This is a genomic window from Streptomyces sp. NPDC002845 (assembly GCF_053591955.1).
Genome location: NZ_JBSFUU010000003.1, coordinates 45,658 through 62,408 on the forward strand (window position 1 = coordinate 45,658; position 16,751 = coordinate 62,408).

General features: G+C 69.6%; 15 protein-coding genes and 3 pseudogenes. 10 read left to right on the top strand and 8 right to left on the bottom strand.

Features of this window, described 5'->3' with window-relative positions; genetic code table 11:
- Nucleotides 1-97: 97 nt before the first annotated feature.
- The gene (locus ACWD3C_RS02685) at nucleotides 98-562 is read right to left on the bottom strand and encodes a hypothetical protein (RefSeq protein WP_451139294.1); all 465 of its coding nucleotides are present in this window, start codon (nucleotides 560-562) and stop codon (nucleotides 98-100) included.
- On the bottom strand, nucleotides 559-1,008 hold the full coding sequence (locus tag ACWD3C_RS02690; RefSeq protein ID WP_451139296.1) for an ATP-binding protein: 450 nt from the start codon (nucleotides 1,006-1,008) through the stop codon (nucleotides 559-561). The genes ACWD3C_RS02685 and ACWD3C_RS02690 overlap by 4 nt, the downstream gene beginning before the upstream one ends.
- A 245-nt stretch (nucleotides 1,009-1,253) precedes the next feature.
- Between ACWD3C_RS02690 and ACWD3C_RS02695 the strand changes: the two genes are divergently transcribed.
- The 5 genes and pseudogenes from ACWD3C_RS02695 to ACWD3C_RS02715 form a co-directional block, all read left to right on the top strand.
- Nucleotides 1,254-2,117 (top strand): DUF5753 domain-containing protein, encoded by an 864-nt coding sequence (locus tag ACWD3C_RS02695; protein ID WP_451139610.1) that lies wholly within the window; start codon nucleotides 1,254-1,256, stop codon nucleotides 2,115-2,117.
- Nucleotides 2,114-2,335 carry a DUF397 domain-containing protein gene (locus ACWD3C_RS02700; RefSeq protein WP_451139298.1) on the top strand — a complete coding sequence of 74 codons (222 nt, stop codon included), beginning with the start codon at nucleotides 2,114-2,116 and terminating at the stop codon, nucleotides 2,333-2,335. The genes ACWD3C_RS02695 and ACWD3C_RS02700 overlap by 4 nt, the downstream gene beginning before the upstream one ends.
- Before the next feature lie 16 nt (nucleotides 2,336-2,351).
- Nucleotides 2,352-2,495, top strand: a pseudogene (locus ACWD3C_RS02705) (MFS transporter); the annotation flags it as partial.
- Nucleotides 2,496-2,570: 75 nt separating this feature from the next.
- A pseudogene (locus tag ACWD3C_RS02710) lies at nucleotides 2,571-3,123 on the top strand (GNAT family N-acetyltransferase).
- A 103-nt stretch (nucleotides 3,124-3,226) separates the two neighbouring features.
- Nucleotides 3,227-3,403: pseudogene (locus ACWD3C_RS02715) on the top strand (RICIN domain-containing protein); the annotation flags it as partial.
- 21 nt (nucleotides 3,404-3,424) lie between these two features.
- On the opposite strand, the gene ACWD3C_RS02720 reads toward ACWD3C_RS02715, so the two are convergent.
- Nucleotides 3,425-5,101: a rhamnogalacturonan lyase B N-terminal domain-containing protein gene (locus ACWD3C_RS02720; protein ID WP_451139300.1), complete on the bottom strand. Its 1,677-nt coding sequence runs from the start codon at nucleotides 5,099-5,101 to the stop codon at nucleotides 3,425-3,427.
- A 203-nt stretch (nucleotides 5,102-5,304) separates the two neighbouring features.
- Between ACWD3C_RS02720 and ACWD3C_RS02725 the strand changes: the two genes are divergently transcribed.
- Complete coding sequence (locus ACWD3C_RS02725; protein WP_451139302.1) at nucleotides 5,305-6,357, top strand: rhamnogalacturonan acetylesterase; 1,053 nt, start codon at nucleotides 5,305-5,307, stop codon at nucleotides 6,355-6,357.
- Between the two features lie 77 nt (nucleotides 6,358-6,434).
- A complete protein-coding gene (locus tag ACWD3C_RS02730) occupies nucleotides 6,435-8,132 on the top strand; it encodes a DUF2264 domain-containing protein (RefSeq protein WP_451139304.1) in 1,698 nt (565 codons plus the stop codon).
- Nucleotides 8,133-8,321: 189 nt separating this feature from the next.
- Here ACWD3C_RS02730 and ACWD3C_RS02735 read toward each other — a convergent pair whose 3' ends face one another.
- The gene (locus ACWD3C_RS02735; protein ID WP_451139306.1) at nucleotides 8,322-9,719 is read right to left on the bottom strand and encodes a hypothetical protein; all 1,398 of its coding nucleotides are present in this window, start codon (nucleotides 9,717-9,719) and stop codon (nucleotides 8,322-8,324) included.
- Nucleotides 9,720-9,821: 102 nt separating this feature from the next.
- Between ACWD3C_RS02735 and ACWD3C_RS02740 the strand changes: the two genes are divergently transcribed.
- A complete protein-coding gene (locus ACWD3C_RS02740) occupies nucleotides 9,822-10,589 on the top strand; it encodes an isocitrate lyase/PEP mutase family protein (RefSeq protein ID WP_451139308.1) in 768 nt (255 codons plus the stop codon).
- Nucleotides 10,590-10,602: 13 nt separating this feature from the next.
- Here ACWD3C_RS02740 and ACWD3C_RS02745 read toward each other — a convergent pair whose 3' ends face one another.
- Together ACWD3C_RS02745 and ACWD3C_RS02750 are read right to left on the bottom strand one after the other, a co-directional pair.
- Complete coding sequence (locus ACWD3C_RS02745; protein ID WP_451139310.1) at nucleotides 10,603-11,190, bottom strand: WHG domain-containing protein; 588 nt, start codon at nucleotides 11,188-11,190, stop codon at nucleotides 10,603-10,605.
- Nucleotides 11,191-11,598: 408 nt separating this feature from the next.
- Nucleotides 11,599-12,918, bottom strand: coding sequence for a jacalin-like lectin (locus ACWD3C_RS02750; RefSeq protein ID WP_451139312.1), 1,320 nt, complete (start codon nucleotides 12,916-12,918; stop codon nucleotides 11,599-11,601).
- Nucleotides 12,919-13,151: 233 nt separating this feature from the next.
- On the opposite strand from ACWD3C_RS02750, the gene ACWD3C_RS02755 reads away from it, so the two are divergent.
- Both ACWD3C_RS02755 and ACWD3C_RS02760 read left to right on the top strand, forming a co-directional pair.
- Nucleotides 13,152-14,852 carry a PHP domain-containing protein gene (locus tag ACWD3C_RS02755; protein ID WP_451139314.1) on the top strand — a complete coding sequence of 567 codons (1,701 nt, stop codon included), beginning with the start codon at nucleotides 13,152-13,154 and terminating at the stop codon, nucleotides 14,850-14,852.
- Complete coding sequence (locus ACWD3C_RS02760; RefSeq protein ID WP_451139316.1) at nucleotides 14,849-15,361, top strand: hypothetical protein; 513 nt, start codon at nucleotides 14,849-14,851, stop codon at nucleotides 15,359-15,361. Before ACWD3C_RS02755 ends, ACWD3C_RS02760 begins: the two co-directional genes overlap by 4 nt.
- 132 nt (nucleotides 15,362-15,493) lie before the next feature.
- On the opposite strand, the gene ACWD3C_RS02765 is transcribed toward ACWD3C_RS02760, so the two are convergent.
- Together ACWD3C_RS02765 and ACWD3C_RS02770 are read right to left on the bottom strand one after the other, a co-directional pair.
- Nucleotides 15,494-15,874 carry a YrdB family protein gene (locus tag ACWD3C_RS02765; RefSeq protein WP_451139318.1) on the bottom strand — a complete coding sequence of 127 codons (381 nt, stop codon included), beginning with the start codon at nucleotides 15,872-15,874 and terminating at the stop codon, nucleotides 15,494-15,496.
- A gap of 70 nt (nucleotides 15,875-15,944) precedes the next feature.
- A complete protein-coding gene (locus ACWD3C_RS02770; protein ID WP_451139320.1) occupies nucleotides 15,945-16,751 on the bottom strand; it encodes an ABC transporter permease in 807 nt (268 codons plus the stop codon).

A 16,751-nucleotide genomic window follows, 5' to 3' on the forward strand; every position in this document is an offset into this window, starting at 1 on the left:
GATCAGTTCCGTGGTGTCGGATGGTGGCCTGTAGGCTCGATCCCGGCGGGTCGACCCGGGGTCTTCATCACTCCGGGGCGACCCGTTCGCTGTTCGGTCAGACGTGGTGCGTCGTCCCCCAACGCATCGCGCCGTGCTGGTAGCAGTTGCGCAAGTGTTCCGCGGTCTGGTGCTGGTTGGCTCCGGGGGTGAGGGGTTCGAACAGGACCAGGACGCGGATCGGTCCGCCATTTGCGGCCACGTCGAGCCACGATCGCGCCGCAGGTACGCGTAGGCGGTACTCGTCGTCGCCGTAATTGAGCCACGGCGTACCGCGCTGCACCCGGACACGGTGACCGATGTACGGCGGTTCATTGTCGTGTGGACCGAGGCGCATCGCGGAGGCGAAGGACCGCATGCCCTCGCGGATGCTCTCGTCGGTCTCGTGTGCCAGGCGGGGCGGAGAATGGAACGCGAGCAGGTTGGCCATGGTGAACGCGTCGGTTTGGTGGATGCCGGTTGCGAGACGGATACCGGCGACGAATCCGACGCCGGGGGGCGCCGTGGTGATGGACATGGTCATGACGCCTTCACCTCCGCCCACACGGCTTTGCCGAGTGGGATGTCTTTGACTCCCCACCCTGTGCCGTGAGGGCCGCACAGGGCGTCGAGGATGATCAAGCCCCGGCCGCGATCCCGTTCGTCCGACTTGGGGCGGGAGCGGGGACGGCGGCGAACGGGGTCGTGCACCTCGATGCGTGTCCGGACGTCGTCGGCGTGAATTTCCACCCGAAGGGAATCGCCGGGTTCGGTGCCGTACCGGATGGCGTTGGTGACCATTTCGGATGCGGCCAGGATGGCGTTCTCGACGTGGTCCTCGGATGCGCCCGGAACGTGGTACGCGATGAACTCACGTACGAACTCGCGGGCATGTCTGGCGGATTGAGGCACGCCGTCCAGTAACAGGATGGAAGGCGGGCCGACGGCTGGTGTGCGGCGGGCGGGCGCGGTGGCCCGTGGTTCGATCATGCATGTCCCCTCATGGGCAAGCGCCACAGCGCGCCCTGTCCTTCGCGGCACGCTTGCGGGTGCACTCGCATTTCGGCATACACAGATTGCTCCTCCAACTCTCTGCACTGCAAGCCGTTTCGCTAATCCATAGAAAATTGCACACGATGGTGGGATGGGCGTGCAGTGTGTTAAGTGTGCAGGTGACAGCGGATATGGGGTCACGGCAGACTGTCGGGCGGACCGCTGAAGGGGAGGGAGCGAACGTGAGTGCGCCTACTGTGCGCCGTCGACGCCTCGGTGCCAAGTTGAAGGCACTTCGGGGCGAACTCACTCTCGAAGAGGTCGCGGAGAAGTCCGATGGACGGTTCGTGTCCTCGAAGCTGTCGAGGATCGAGACGGCCAAGAGCCCGGCCAAAGAGAAGGACATCGACGCTCTGCTCGATCTGTACGTCGGATTGGGCCGGGAGGTAAGCGATGAACTACGGGCCGCGCTGCTCACCCTCACCAAAGAAGGTGCGCAGCGCGGTTGGTGGCACTCGTACCGGGGCGTCCTCACACCTGTGTACGAGGATCTGATCAGTCTTGAGGCCGAGGCTGAATCAGTCTCGTCGTGGCAACTGGGGGCGATTCCCGGCCTGTTGCACACGGCCGAGTACGCCCGCGAGATCATCCGGGCGACGGCGATGTCCGAGGCGGTTGAGGCGCGGGCCGATGCCTTGGTCGAGGTGCGCCTCGCCCGTCAGGCAGTACTCACCCGCGAGGACCCGCTCACGCTGTGGGCGATCATCGCCGAGGGCGCCCTACGGTCGTCCTCGAAAACTGAGGGCCTGATGAGTGAGCAGCTGGGCCGGTTGCTCACCATGGCGAAGCGTCCGAACGTCAACATTCAGGTGCTCCCCTCGGACGCACCCCTTCACGTCGGCCAGTTGGGCAGCTTCACGATTCTCGGTTTCGGCCCGCATGCTGACCTCGACGTCGTCCATACCGAGGGGTTGGCCTCGGCACTGTACGTCGAGGACGGCGACGGGGTAGCCGCTCACCGGGACGCCTGGCAACGACTGACATCTTCCGCGCTCTCGGTCGAGGCGTCGGCGGAACTGATCACGACAATAAGGAAGACCACATGAACCATGTTGGCGACGCGTCCGCCCTCCCCTTGACGTGGTGGAAGTCCTCGTACAGTGACACGGGAGCGCAGTGCGTCGAATGCGGCATCGTCGATGCCGAGACGGTGGCCGTACGGGACAGCAAGAGGCCGCACGGGCCAGCGCTGTTGGTGAACCGTGGGCAGCTCTCCGCGTTCGTCTCCGCTGTGGCTGAGGGCCGGTTCGGCGGTCTTGAGTAAGAGGTCGCGCGGATAGGCGCTGTCCACCTCGTTCCTGCTGTTCACCTACTACCTGTAGGACCGGTGGGGGGCCGACCCGCTTCAGGCCGGTCTGACGATGCTTCCTCTGGCGGTGTCCCTGATCACGGCCTCGGTGCTGGTTCCCCGGCTGCTCGGACGGTGAGGCCCTGGGCCGGTGGGTTGATCGGTCCGCGCGTCTTGATCGCTTCCGAGCCCGCTGGCTAGGTTGGCCGGCATGACTGACCTCCGCCCCCTCGGCTGGCCGCCTACCCCGATCAAGACCGAGCGCCTCGTACTCCGCGAGTCCGAGGCCCGGGACCGCGCGGCGGTCATCGAGCTGAACGCCTCGCCAGAGGTGGGCACCTACCTCGGTGGCCCTCGACCGCGCGCCGAGCTCGAACGCACGGTGCCCGAGGTGCCCGGGCGGCGCCCTGGCTTCTTCGTGGTCGAGCTCGACGAAGCGGTGATCGGCACGATCCAGCTCGACCCGCACGCCCCCGAGCTTCCGGGCAGCAGCCATCGTCGGGAGGCCGGGGGGGACCGAGCTCGGCTACTTGTTCCTGCCGGAGGCGTGGGGACGCGGGTACGCCACCGAGGCGTGCACAGCCGCACTCGACTGGTTCGCCGGCGAGCTTCCCGGTGAGCCGGTGGTGCTCTACACCCAAACCGCCAACGCCCGCTCGATGCGCCTAGCGGCGAAGCTGGGGTTCACCGAGCTGGAGCGGTTCGAGGCATACGGCGCCGAGCAGTGGTTCGGCGTGTGGTCTTCGGTCACGCCGCCCGCTTGAGCTCGTGCTCGGCAGCGCGGACCCACGGCGACACCGAGCGGTCGTCGGCCTCGGCGCGGACGACAATCGAGTACGCCGTGGGCGTGCGAGGGCGAACCGCAAGTCCTCGGTCACCAACCAGCAGTGGTCCGTCACGACGAACGGCCGCTACATCAACGTCGTCTCCCGCGCGACCGGCGAGTACCTGGACGTGAACGGCGCGTCCGCCGCCGACTCGGCCGCCGTCATCACGTACACGTGCAACGGCGGCCCGAACCAGCAGTGGACACGCGGTACTTGATCGGACGTCAGGCCCGACGCTTCACGCCAGTAGATCGATCGCGTCGATCGCCGTACCGGCGCTGAGGTAGGAGGTCGTCCCCGAACCGCTCACCACGTTGATCTTCAGGATGTTGTACTGGCTCGTGTCCGTCAGCCAGGCGGACGCGGGCACACTGTAGGTGAACGTGTGGTTGTTGCCCCGGTAGGACCCGTTCGTCAGCGAGCGGGTGTTCGGCTGGGTGGGTGGGGAGGGGATGGCCGAGGTCCAGCCGTTCACCTCGATCTGTGGCCGGCCGTTGGCGTAGGCCGTCGTCACACCGATCCTCAGGGTGTGCGCGGCGGCGGCCTGGGCGGCGGTCAGCCGGAAGTAGACGAGGATGCCGCTGTTGACGTCCTTCCAGACGTAGCAGGGGAAGGCGGAGGTCTCGCTGCCGCTGCCGATCACCACATTGCCGGTCCAGGAGGCGGCCCGGACGTCCGACGGATGCGCGTACGTCATCAGGTCGGCGTTCTTGAACCCGCTCGGCGTGCCGTTCCAGTCGTTGATCCGCCAGATCGCGGATGCGTTGGACGGGTCGTTCGAGGACGGGATCGCGATCGTGTTGAGGGCGGTCGTACCGCCCGCCGTGACCGTCACCGAGGTCGTGTAGACGGCCAGCTCGCCCTTGAAGACGGTCAGCGTGTACGTCCCCGGCAGCACCCCCGAGATGGAGAAGTAGCCGTCGGACGCCCGTGCCGAACCCCAGTACTGCGCCGCCGAGTTGGCGAGCCCGACCGTGTACGCGTACGACGTGTTCCGCCCGGTGATGCCGACGCCCGCGACCCGGCCCCGGCCGCTCGCGCCCACATACCCGGAGATGCCGAGCGAGTCCGCCCACGAGGTGGTCAGTGTGCCCGGGAACAGCGACGAGGATGGCGCCCCGCCGTCCGTGAAGGCGATGACATACGGGCCCTGGAGGCCGAAGCGCTGGGCCTCGGTCTGGTTCTGGCCGTAGTACAGGATCTCGTAGAGGCCGCCGCCGTCGGCGCTCTGGTGGCGCAGCAGGGAGCGGTAGAAGGGCCCGCCGGAGGCCTTCTCGTGATTGCTGCGCACGATCCACAGGCCGACGCCGTTCGCCGACCAGCCGACGTAGTTGTAGTCCATGACCCGCAGCTTCGAGTAGTGCTTGGAGCGCGTCTGTCCGTCGGACTTCCTGAACACGTCCGAGGCCTCGATGGCGGTGGGCGCGTACGTGTAGGAGTCGGGCTCGTCGTTGAGGAACAGGCCCGGCCTGGTGCGCAGGATGAAGCGGGTCGCCGAGACCGACGTGTCGGCCTTGTTGGTCCACACGTAGATGTTGTTCTCGCCGCTGCGGGCCGCGTAGTAGTGCCTCAGCGTGCCGTAGGTGACGCTCACCAGGATCGTCGAACCGGACTGCCGGATCGTCACCGTGGAGCTGCCGAGGCCCGACTCGATGTGCGAGTTCCTGCCCGCGTAGCCCTGGTACTCCGTGCCCCGGTAGACGAGCGAGGACAGGTCGCCGTTGGATTTTCTGACCTTGAAGACCAGGTCGGCCCCGGTGTCGATCACATAGTTCGTGCCGTCGTCGGTCCAGCCGAAGCTCGCGGCGCGCGCGGTGCCCGAGAGGGGTCCGGCGAGGGCCGCGCCGGCGGCGGTGGCCGTCGCGCCGAGGACGAAACCGCGGCGGCCGAGGGGTCTGTCGGGAGAGGTGACCATGCGGGATGTCTCCTTCCGGAGGTGTGGGGGGATGCGGGTGAAACGGAAGGGTGACAGTCGAATCAGATTCACGAAAGGGCTTTCGTCGCCGGGGAAATTGATGATCCTGTGAAAACGTGCAGCGATCTAGAAAGCGCTTGCCCTCTTGTTGTACGGTCCAGCCGCCAGGGTCCGGGACTTGTCGATCCGCTTCGGGAGTCGTAATGAAACGTTTCACCATCGCCGCGCTGGCTGTGGCGACGTTGGGCACCGCTCTGTCCGCCGCTCCGGCACAGGCGTACGACCGCCGGCCGGCCCTCGGCGTCGAGAACTGCACCGGCACCGCCCCGGTCACCTGCCACTTCGACGTCCCGCCCGGCACGTACGACGTGAAGGTCCTCCTCGGCGGGGAGACGGCGGCCGCCACGAGCGTGAGCGGTGAGGCCCGGCGGGCGATCCTGCCCGAGACGGCCACGGCGGCGGGCGAGCGGGTGGCCCGCGCCTTCACCGTGAACGTCCGCACCCCCGAGGGCGAGCCCACCGCCGCCGAGGGCACACCCGGCCTCGACCTGGTGATCGACGGCTCGGCGCCCGCGCTGGCCGGCATCCGCGTGACCCCCGCCCGGCACGCCCGGCAGATCTTCCTGGTCGGCGACTCCACCGTCTGCGACCAGGCCAGTGACCCGTACACCGGCTGGGGCCAGCGGCTCCCGCAGTACCTCCGCAAGGGCCTGTCCGTCGCCAACTACGCCGACTCGGGCGAGAGCACGGTCTCTTACCTCGCCGACTCCCGGCTCTTCCCGACCGTCCAGCCCCTGATCCGCCCCGGAGACCTCGTCCTCATCCAGCTCGCCCACAACGACAAGCAGACCGACGAGGCGACCTACCGCGCGAACCTGGAGACCCTGGTCGAGGGCGTCCGCGCGAAGGGCGGCGAACCGGTCCTGGTCACCCCCATCGTCCGCCGCTGGTTCAACTCCGACGGCACCCTGAACAACGACGTCGCCCTCCTCGTCAACGGCCTCGGCGTCGACCACCCGGCGGTCACCCGCTCGGTGGCGGCGGCCCACGACGTACCCCTGATCGACCTCACCGCGAAGACGAAGGCCCTCGTCGAATCCCTCGGCGTGGAGGCATCCAAGTCCCTCTACCTCTACAACGAGAAGCGGGACAACACCCACACCTCCGTCCACGGCGCCACCGTCTACGCCGACCTGGTCCGCGACGAACTCGTCGCGCAAGGTCTCCTCCCCGAGGGGAAGACAAGGGAGGGTTGAACCCCTGGGGCGCCCCGACCGGAACCGGGGCGCCCCAGGTTCCAAACGCGGCGACGACAAGACAGGAACACCACGCCATGCCTCCCGAGCCCCCCGAGGACCGCACCCTCAGCCCGTACACCGGCTACACCCGCGCCCACTGGGAGGCCGCCGCCGAGGCGCTGCTGGCCGCCGTGGAGCCGTACGCCACAGCCGACGGCGCGCTGTACCACCTCCCCGGCGACCGCACGAGCTGGTCCGGCCGTCTCTCGGACGGGCTGGAGGGCTACGCCCGTACGCTGCTCCTCGCCGCCTTCCGCAAGGACGAGAAGGCACTTGAGCGGTACGGCGACGGCCTCGCGGCCGGCGTCTCGGGCGTCTGGCCACGCATCGAGGACCGCAGCCAGCCGCTGGTGGAGGCCGCGTCCATCGCCTTCGCGCTCCGCCTGACCCGACCGCTGCTCTGGGACCGCCTCGACGACTCCGTACGACAGCGCGCGGCGGCCTGGCTCGGGGACGCGCTCACGGCTGAACCCTGGCCCTGCAACTGGGAACTGTTCCCGGTGACGGTCGGTGGCTTCCTCGAAGAGATCGGCCACGAGCCGGAACTGGCGCGCCGTGTCATCGACCACCGACTCGACCGCATCGAGCAGTGGTACCTGGGCGACGGCTGGTACACCGACGGCGACGGCCGCAAGTTCGACTACTACAACGGCTGGGCGATGCACCTCTACCCGGTGCTGCACGCCTGGCTCGCGAACGACGAGCGTCTGCTGGACCTGTACGGTGGTCGGCTGTCGCGCCACCTCGACGACTACGCCCGCCTGTTCGGTGGCGACGGCGCCCCCCTGCACCAGGGCCGCTCCCTGACATACCGCTTCGCGACGACGGTCCCGCTGTGGCTGGGCGCGTTGACCGGCCATACCCCTCTGCCCCCGGGCGAGACCCGGCGGCTGGCCTCCGGCGCGCTCAGGTACTTCCTCGTCCGGGGCGCCGTCGACGACCGGGGCCTGCTCTCGCTGGGCTGGCACGGCCCCGACCCGGCTGTACTGCAGGGGTATTCGGGACCTGCATCCCCCTACTGGGCCAGCAAGGGCTTCCTCGGGCTGCTGCTGCCACCGGACCACGAGGTGTGGACGGCGACGGAGGAGGCGGGGCCGGTGGAGCGGGGGGATGAGCTGCGGCCGGTGGGGCCGCCCAACTGGCTGCTGCAGTCGACGAGCTCGGATGGCATCGTGCGTCTCCACAACCACGGCAGCGAGGACGTCCGCTACGACCCGTTCTACACGCGGCTCGCGTACTCGACGGTGACGGCGCCCGTGCCTCTGGCGGAGCCCGCCGAGTCATACGACAACAGCGTGATCGTCGACGGTGACGCGAGCCGGGCCGGTATCGAGCCGCTGGGAGTCGGCGACGACTGGGTGGCCTCGCGGCACACGGTGGGCGGGGGAACGAGGGTGACCAACGTCGTGCTGGCGCACGGGGCCGTGGAGGTGCGGGCGCATCTGGTGTCGGGGGCCGCGCCGGGGACGCCGGTGCGGCTCACCGGGTGGGCGGCGCGGGACGGTGTGCGCGCGGAGATGGTCCCGGTGCTCGGGCTGAGCGAGTCCCTCACGGGCGTCACCGGCGACGGCGACGGCCTCTTCGTGGCCCTTGCCAGGCTCACCGCCGACCCGGATCCTCGCCCGCTCGCGGACCTGGCGTCGGTCGTCGTGGATGGCACGGAACTGCGTGTGACCTGGGAAGACGGCTCCGAGACGGCGGTTCGGGTGGAGCCGGGCGGACCGATGGTTTGACTGCGTCTAGCCTTTTGAGCGGTCGGTGGGGCCGTTCGGTGCAAAGGAAGGCGCGGCGCGGCGTCGAACTGAGCGTGCCGGGTGCTGCGAATACTTCGTTGACTCGTGACCCGGCCGCGCAGGTGCGACTGGGCCACACCCCATGGGGGCCCGGCACATGCCGGGCCCCCATCGTCGTGTCCGAGCAAGTCAGGGCTTCAGCCGGGCGATCCTCAGCGTCTTCGTCGTCGGGGACGCCCCGTTGAGCGGCGTCGAGTACGACGGAGTCACCGGCGCGTACGCCCACGTCAGCGTGCCGTCCTTCAGGACCGCGATGTCACCGGAGATCCGGGCCTTGACGACCTTGTCGGCGCCCTGGAGTTTGCCGTTCCAGTCGACGAGGCGGAAGTGGGTGCCCGTGAACGTGCCCGTGCAGGTGCCGTCGGCGCACTTGGCGTTCTTCAGGGTCTCCCAGGAGACGAGGAGCCGGTTCTTGCCGTACGGGGCGACACGGACGTTGACGTGTTCGGTGCGCTTGGCACTGGTGAGGTAGACCGGCTTGCCCGCAGGGGTCTTGCGGTTCTTGAGGAAGGCGATCGCGACCTGGTGCGTGCCGGTCCTCGGCTTCACGGTCCAGCCACGGCCGCTCGCGTCGTCCGGGTTCTTGGCGGCGGAGGCGGCGCCGCGGGAGGCGAAGGCGGTGGCGTAGCGGCCGGCCGGGGACTTGACGAGGTCGCCCGTGCGGCCGGCGAAGGTGCCGCCGCAGTAGCCCGCCCAGCACTGCTCGCGCTGGACGACGGGTGCGTTGTCGGGGGCGCCGATGCCCGTCGACACGAACAGGCCCGAGCGCCAGTCGTCGAAGCAGAGGGAGGCGAAGGCGCCGGTGCGCTCGGCGTGCAGGGCGATGCCCTCGTTGTGGGAGCAGCCCCAGCCCCAGCCGCCGCCGAGCTTCTTGCCCCGGTTCCCGACGTACGCCAGCTTGTCGCCGAAGTGGCCGTCCGCGAAGCCGCCCGCGCCGTGGACGACGAAGTACGCCCCGTACTTCTTGCCGTTCCAGGCGAGTTGGCCGTCGAGCAGCGGGGCCGTGTCGTGCGAGGCGGTTCCGGTGAGCTTCGTCCGCCAGGCCTGCTTGCCGTTCTTGTAGCGGACGAGCGCGGCCGCCGTCTCCTTCCACTTGTTGCTGTCGGCGACGCGGGTCAGGAGCGCGAAGCCGTCGTTGTGCGCGACGAGTCCGCCGACCTCCTTGGCGCCCTTGACGACCGTGTCGGCGCCCGCTCGCTTGCCGGCCGCCGTCAGCGGGGTGACGTGGATGCCGTTCGAGGCGGGCCAGGCGACGCGGAGGGTGCCGTCGGGGGCCGCCGCGGTCGCCGTCCGGGTCCACTCGCGGGTGTTGTTGTAACCGGCCGAGAGGTACGGGAACTTGGCGGGCAGCTTGACCTTGGCACTGGTGACGGTGAGGCCGGTCGCCGCGTTGGAGGTGGTGGTCGTCGCCGTGGCGGTCGCGTACCAGGCACCCGCGAGGAGGCAGGCGGCGGCGAGGGAGCCCACGAGGGGCTTGCGGGCGAGCCGCCGACGACGGTGGGCGGAAGTGGGTCTTGCGGATGTCATGCCCGGAAGTCGCCGCCGGTGGGGAAGAGGTTGCCTGAGTGACGTGAGTTGTGCGGGAACGGTTCGGCCGGCGCCGAAGCGTCACCCCTCTACCGTTCGGCCATGACCGCCTTCGCCGATCTCCACCACACCGACGAACCCCTCCTCCTCCCCAACGCCTGGGACCACGCCTCTGCCTCGGCCCTCGCAGCCCGGGGCTTCCGCGCGATCGGCACGACCAGCCTCGCCGTGGCCGCGTCCGTCGGCCTCCCCGACGGTACGTCCGCGACCCGCGAGGAGACGCTGCGGCTGGCCCTGAGCCTCGGCTCGGGGCCCTTCCTGCTGTCGGTCGACGCGGAGGGCGGTTTCAGCGAAGGCCCGGACGAGGTGGGCGAGTTGGCGCGTGAGCTGTCCGCCGTGGGCGTGGTCGGGATCAACCTGGAGGACGGGCTCGGTGACGTATCGCTGCACGCCGCGAAGATCGCCGCCGTGAAGTCCGCCGCGCCCGGCCTCTTCGTCAACGCCCGCACCGACACGTACTGGCTGGGCGACGGCGACGACCGGGAAACCCTGTGCCGCCTCGACGCCTACCAACAGGCGGGAGCGGACGGCGTCTTCGTCCCCGGCGTGACCGATCCGACCGGGATCGCCGCCCTGGTCGAGGCCGTCGACGTCCCCCTCAACATCCTCTACTCACCCACAGGCCCCACCCTCACTCACCTCACCGACCTCGGCGTCCGCCGCGTCAGCCTCGGTTCGCTGCTGTACCGGCGGGCCTTGGGCGCGGCCCTGGAGACGGTCGCGGACATCCGGGTCGGCCGTCCCCCGGAGGGACCGACACCCACCTACGGCGAAGTGCAGGCGCTCAGCGAAGCCAGGGATGCCTTGTAGCCGAAAGGGCGGGTCACTCCCCGTCTCTGCTCCCCGCCTGCGGCCAATGCTCCAACGCCGCATGCAGCGCTTCGACTCCCCGCTCCCACGACACCCGCACATCACGCGCCGCCCCGAACCCGCCGCTCGCCTCCAGCACGCAGTACCCGTGGAACGTGCTGCGCAACAACCGCACCGCATCCGTGAGATCCGGCTCGTCGAGCCCGTACGCGCGAAGCATCCCGTACGTGATCTCAGCGGTACGCCGAAAGGCGGGAGCCTCGGCGACGAGGGCCTGGTCGACGCGGATCTGGGTGGCCGCGTAGCGGCCCGGGTGCTCCAGTGCGTACTCTCGATAGGCGTCGGCGAACGCGGACAGCGCGTCCTTTCCGGACCGGCCCGCGACCGCGGCGGCGATCCGGTCGATCATCTCTCCGCCCACGAGCAGCGCGATCCGCGTCCGCAGGTCCTGGAGGTTCCTGACGTGGGAGTAGAGGCTCGCGTCCTTCACGCCGAAGTGCCGCGCCAGCGCGGACAGGGTGACGTTCTCGAAGCCGACCTCGTCGGCGAGGTCGGCGGCCGCCGCCGTAAGCCTGTCGGCGGTGATTCCTGCGCGAGCCACGGCGGCCACCTCCAGAGAAACCCAGGGTGGCCAGACACTATCCAAATACCACCAGGTCGGGGCGGCCAGGTGGGTACGGGAGGCGCTGGCCGCCGACGTCACATGGCTGTTGGCCGAGCCGAACGCCTCTGACAAGGTCGAGGAGAACTTCAACCCCGTGGGGCGGCTCTACTACAGCGGTTCCACGTTCCTCAGCGTGCCCAACAGCCTCTCCCAGCTCGGCGGCCACTCGCTGGGCGCACAGGCAGGAGAGGCGGCCGTCCGCGCGGTGGTCACGAGGCGGGCTTCACCCGGTTCCGGCGGGCGGCACAGACCCCGTTCAACGTGGTCTACGAGAACCGGCCCTGAGACGGCGGAAGGCGGCGGTCGTGGGAGCGGCCACGACCGCCGTGCGCACACGGGGGAGGCTCAGCCGATCGGCGCGTACAGCACGCCCAGCTTGTCGACCTCGTCGCCCGACCGCCCCGTGAACCCGACGATCTGCCAGCCGGAGGGGGCCGTGAAGGTCCTCGTGTCGGACGTCGCCGTGCCGGAGGAGAGGGTGCGGCCCTTGTCCGTGGTGAAGGCCGCCGAGAAGATCCTTGTGTGGCCGTCCTTCTTCCCCTGCGTCAGCTTGACCGAGGTGAGGTGCTCGCCCGATGCGAGGGTCAGCGACGTCGCCGTGCCGCCCGTGCCGCCGTGGCTCAGCCTCGTACCGCCGTCGTGCGTCAGCGACACCGCGTCGAGGCGGGAGCCTCCGCGCAGGGTCAGTGTGCGGGGCGACACGGTGGACGGCAGGTCGTCCGCGTCGTTGAAGGCCGTGCCGTGCGGGCCGCCGAAGAAGTCGCTCGCCCTCAGGGACGAGTTGAGGGTGTAGGAGAAGTCGACCGTGTGCGGGAAGTGGTCGGAGAGGTGCTCGCCGTCGGAGCGCAGGAAGGACTTCCAGTCGTTGTTGTAGCGGGTGGCGTCGAGGGTGAGGAGCTCGCTGCCGCGGTAGAGGACCTTGTCCACGACCTCGCAGTCGTTGGTCGGGGCCGCCGCGTCGCAGACCAGCGCGTCGCTGCCCTGGGCCGGGGGCGTACCGCCCTTGACCAGCTCCACCCAGGGGTCGGTGAGGCCGTTCTCGGCGACGAGCGTGCGGATGTTGTCGCCGGAGCGGGTGTAGCGGGTGTTGGTGTCACCCATGACGATCACGGCGTTGCCCGCGGAGTTCGCCCGGATGAAGTCGGAGAGCTGCTGGACGTTGGCGCGCCGGGCGGCGAGGGCGTCGTCCGACGCGTCGGCGTTCGTGTGCACGTTGTAGAGGTCCACGAAGATGCCCTCGGCGAGCCGCACCCGCGCCAGCGAAAAGCCCTTCGGGGTCAGGCAGTTGGTGCCGGTGCAGTCGTTCCACTTCACCCGCTGGAAGTCCTCGAAGGCGTAGTCGGACAGGGTGTTCATGCCGTCGCCGAAGAGGGCTCCGCCGCTGGTCGCCGTGCGGTGCGGGTGGGTGTCGTTGGCGTACAGCGAGGCGTGGTAGTTGAAGTCCTCCTGCACGTTCACGAGGTCGTACGGGCCGAGCCGCTGACCGATCAGCGGGGTGTTCGTCTCCGGGTCGCTGTCGCCGAGGCCGAGCGGGAGGCCGGCGATGTTGTACGTCAGGACGTTGAAGGAACCGGTGGTGGCGGCCGCGGCGGGTGTGGAGCCGGTGGTGGCGAGGCCGGTGAGGGCCAGTGCGGCGGCCGTGAGGGTGCCGATCAGTCTTCTCATGGGGGGTCTCCGGAGGCGGGAAAGGTGAACGCTGTTCAGATTCGATCCCAAGCAGTGTGACGTACAAGGGCAGTTGGGGAAACAGTGAGCGACGTGACTACCCGCCGTGTCCGGGGCACCCGCCGATCACCCGCTGCTCGTTCAATGTTCACGTTCTGCCTCGATTCTCCTCAGGCGGCGCAGCGGCGTCGTAGAAGGCAGCCGCAGAAGGCAGCGGCAACAGGAGGCGTTTCATGGGACACGGGCACGCGCATGGCCATCACCACCACGGACACGGCCACGAGCACGAGGCGGCGGGCGCCCTGCCCGCCGCCTTCGACACGTCCGTCCCCGACGAGGCCCTGACCCCCGAGCAGCAGTCGCGCCGCTCGCTGCTGCGCCGAGCGGGCCTCCTCGGCGCGGGCCTGGCCGCCGGGAGCGTGCTGAGCGCCGGCGCGACCGCTCCCGCGTACGCCGCCGCCACGAACGGCCGCCGGAGGAAGGGCTTCCTGTGGCTGGCCGGCGACCACCACATCCACACCCAGTACAGCAACGACGGCAAGTACCGCGTCGCCGACCAGGTCCGCCAGGGCGCCCGGCACGGCATGGACTGGCTGGTCATCACCGACCACGGCAACGAGACCCATGCCAGGATCGGCGTGGAGAAGGTCAACCCGGACATCAAGGAGGCACGGGCCTCCCACCGGGACACCCTCGTCTTCCAGGGCCTGGAGTGGAACATCCCGGCCGCCGAGCACGGCACCGTCTTCGTGCACCCGGGCAGGAACGAGGTCTCGGTCCTCAAGCAGTTCGAGACCGACTACGACGGCCGCGTCAAGGGCGCCGGCGACTCCACGCCCGCCAACGAGAGGCTCGCCGTCGCAGGCCTGACCTTTCTCGCCGAACAGGTGCGTCGCCGCAAGATCAGGGACGCCCTCATGCTCGCCAACCACCCCGCGCGCAAGGGCATCGACTCGCCGCACGAGATGCGCGCCTGGCGCGACGCCACCCGGGGCCGTCGCATCGCCGTCGGCATGGAGGGCGCCCCCGGCCACCAGGCCGGCGGGATCCACGCGGACCTCGGCATGGGCCGGGCCCGCGGTCTGTACGACGGCAGCCCGGGTGCCAACTCCTTCCCGGACTACCCGCTGGAGAGCTACCGCACCTGGGGCGGCTTCGACTGGATGACCGCCACCGTGGGCGGCCTGTGGGACAGCCTCCTCGCCGAGGGCAAGCCCTGGTGGATCACCGCCAACTCCGACTCCCACAACGTCTACACGGACACCGCGGTCCGCGGCCCGAACGGCGACTTCGCGGCGAACGGCAAGTACGCGGACCCGGTGTACGGGGGGAAGATCGACCTGTCCGAGGGCGACTACTGGCCGGGCCAGTACAGCCGCACTCACGTCGGCGCCGACTGCTTCAACTACGCCGCCGTCATGGACGGCATCCGCGCCGGCCGCGTCTGGGTCGACCACGGCCAGCTCATCAGCGGCCTCGACGTCCGTGTCTCGGGCGGCGGCCGCTGGGCCACCCTCGGCGGCGCCCTGCACGTCAGGAAGGGCACGAACGTCACGCTGACCGTGGACGTGGCCCTGGCCGGCGGCCCCAACTGGGCCGGTTTTGTACCGACGCTGGCCCGCGTCGACGTCATCCAGGGCGATGTCACCGGCACGGTCGCGGACAAGGACACGTTCACCGCGCCGACGGCGAAGGTCGTGAAGTCGTACGACGTGAACAGGTCGACCGGCACGGTCCGGCTGACGTACCGACTCGGTCGCGTCGACCGCCCGTTGTACGTCCGTCTGCGCGGCAGCGACGGCAACCGGTCCGCCGTGGGCGCGATGGGCGCGGCCGTCGACCCGGCGGGCCCGGCGATCGACGTCGTCGGCGACGCGGACCCGTGGCGCGACCTCTGGTTCTACTCGAACCCCGTGTGGGTCCTCCCCTCGTGAGGCCGTGCGCCCTCACGGTGGACGCGGACCTGCGCGACCTGCGCGCGGCCGACCACCTGATCCACACGCTCGCGGCCGAACTCGCCCTCCCCGAGGGCGTGTTCGGCTGCACGCACCTGGTGCGCGGCGACCGGCCGCACGTCGCCCTCTCGTTCACGCTCGACTCGCAGACGTGCTACCGCGCCGCCCGCGCGCACCTCGCGGCCAAGGGCTACGAGGTGTCGGACGGCACCCCGGACACGACCGGCCGGGCCGTCCTGTACCCGGGCGTCGCGTCACTCACCGGCACGCTGTCGATCGCGGAGCTGCTGTCCGGCTCCGCGATCGACAGCGTGGCCGTCCTGGGTGCGCCGGGGCAACTGGCCCCGGACACACGACTGGTGACGCGGGACCACGTACGCCCGCAGTGGCACGACGGCGATCTCGTCCTGACCGCCATGCCCGCGGCGGGCGGTGTCCTGGTCCCCTTCGAGTTCCCGGACCCGACCCCGTGCTGCGCGGACCACTGATGTCTCCGCCGTGAGGATGCCGTGTCTGTGGCTGCCCGGGATCGGGCATGCGGCAAGGCGCCCCCAACCGTCCTCGGGCGCCCGACGGTCACGTTCGACGCACTGTTCGGAACCGGACGAGGTCCCGCGGACTCAGTGCCTGAGCAGCCACAGCATCCGGTCCCAGGACAGAACGTGGTAGCCCACCAACACTCCGGCGAACACCGCGGCAGGGGTGCGTGCTCCCGCCGCGTACAACACCGCGGCTCCGCCGAAGAAGACGGCCAGTTCCAGCAGGAGTCGCAACGGACCGGGGGTCGCGACCACCGTCCCTCCGGACCGGGACTCATCGCCCGGGGTTGCGAAGACTCCCCACAACACGGCGACGGTCAGCGGAACGACGACCACAGCGATGTACCGCAGAGCAGCGGGCGACTCACGCCAAGCCCAGACCCCGAAGCACACCAGAGCCACCAGCTCCAGAACGAACCGCACCCCGAGAACCAACGGATGGGAGCCAAGTCCGGAAAGCATGCGTACACCGTCCCTTCCGACGGAACCTCTCCGTGATCACAGACGGCGGAACGGGAGGATGAAGAGCAAGCTAACCGTTCACCCCGCTGTAGTGCCGCAAACTCCACCGCCACAAAACCCGCGTCCCCAGATAAGCCGCCACCCCCAGCACCGGCGAAACCGCCGCCAGCCAGTACGGCACCCCCGTGTCGTCCCCATGCCCGGTCAGGACCGCCGCCGGAAAGTACGCCACGAACGCGAGTGGCAGCCCGAACGTCAGGAAGGTGCCCACCGCCCTCGGCAGGACGTTGAGCGGATAGCTGCCGAACGTGCCGAGCAACTCCTCCAGCCACCGGCCCCAGTAGTCGGCGGCCGGGAAGCGCAGCGACGCGCACGCCACCACCGTGAACAAGGCCGCCTCCAGGAGCATGCCGCCGAGCACGCAAGCGATCAGATACGTGATCCGGCCCGCCGTCCAGTCCAGTTGGCTGCGCGACAGGGCGCCCGCCATCAGCCCCGCCGCCACCGTCAGGTCACCGATCGCGTTGGTGGGGAAGTAGGACAGCTGGATCTGGCGGTACACCGGCATGGGGCGGACGAGGTACGTCTCGATCACGCCCTCCTGGATGTGGCGGCCCAGCCCGTGCACCCGCCCCAGGAACAGTACGAACAGGCCGTGCGCCAGCATCCGGGTCGCCGGGATCAGGAGTACGTCCGAGCTGTCCCAGCCGCCCATGCCGGTGAACCGGGTCAGCAGGACCGTCGCGAACACGATCACGGAGACCTGCCAGACCGCGCCGATGGCGATCATCATCAGGAACTCGGAGCGGTACTCGATCTGGGCACGGAAGTTGAGGCGAGTGATGCGCCAGGCGATCAGCCATGGTTTCAGCGACAT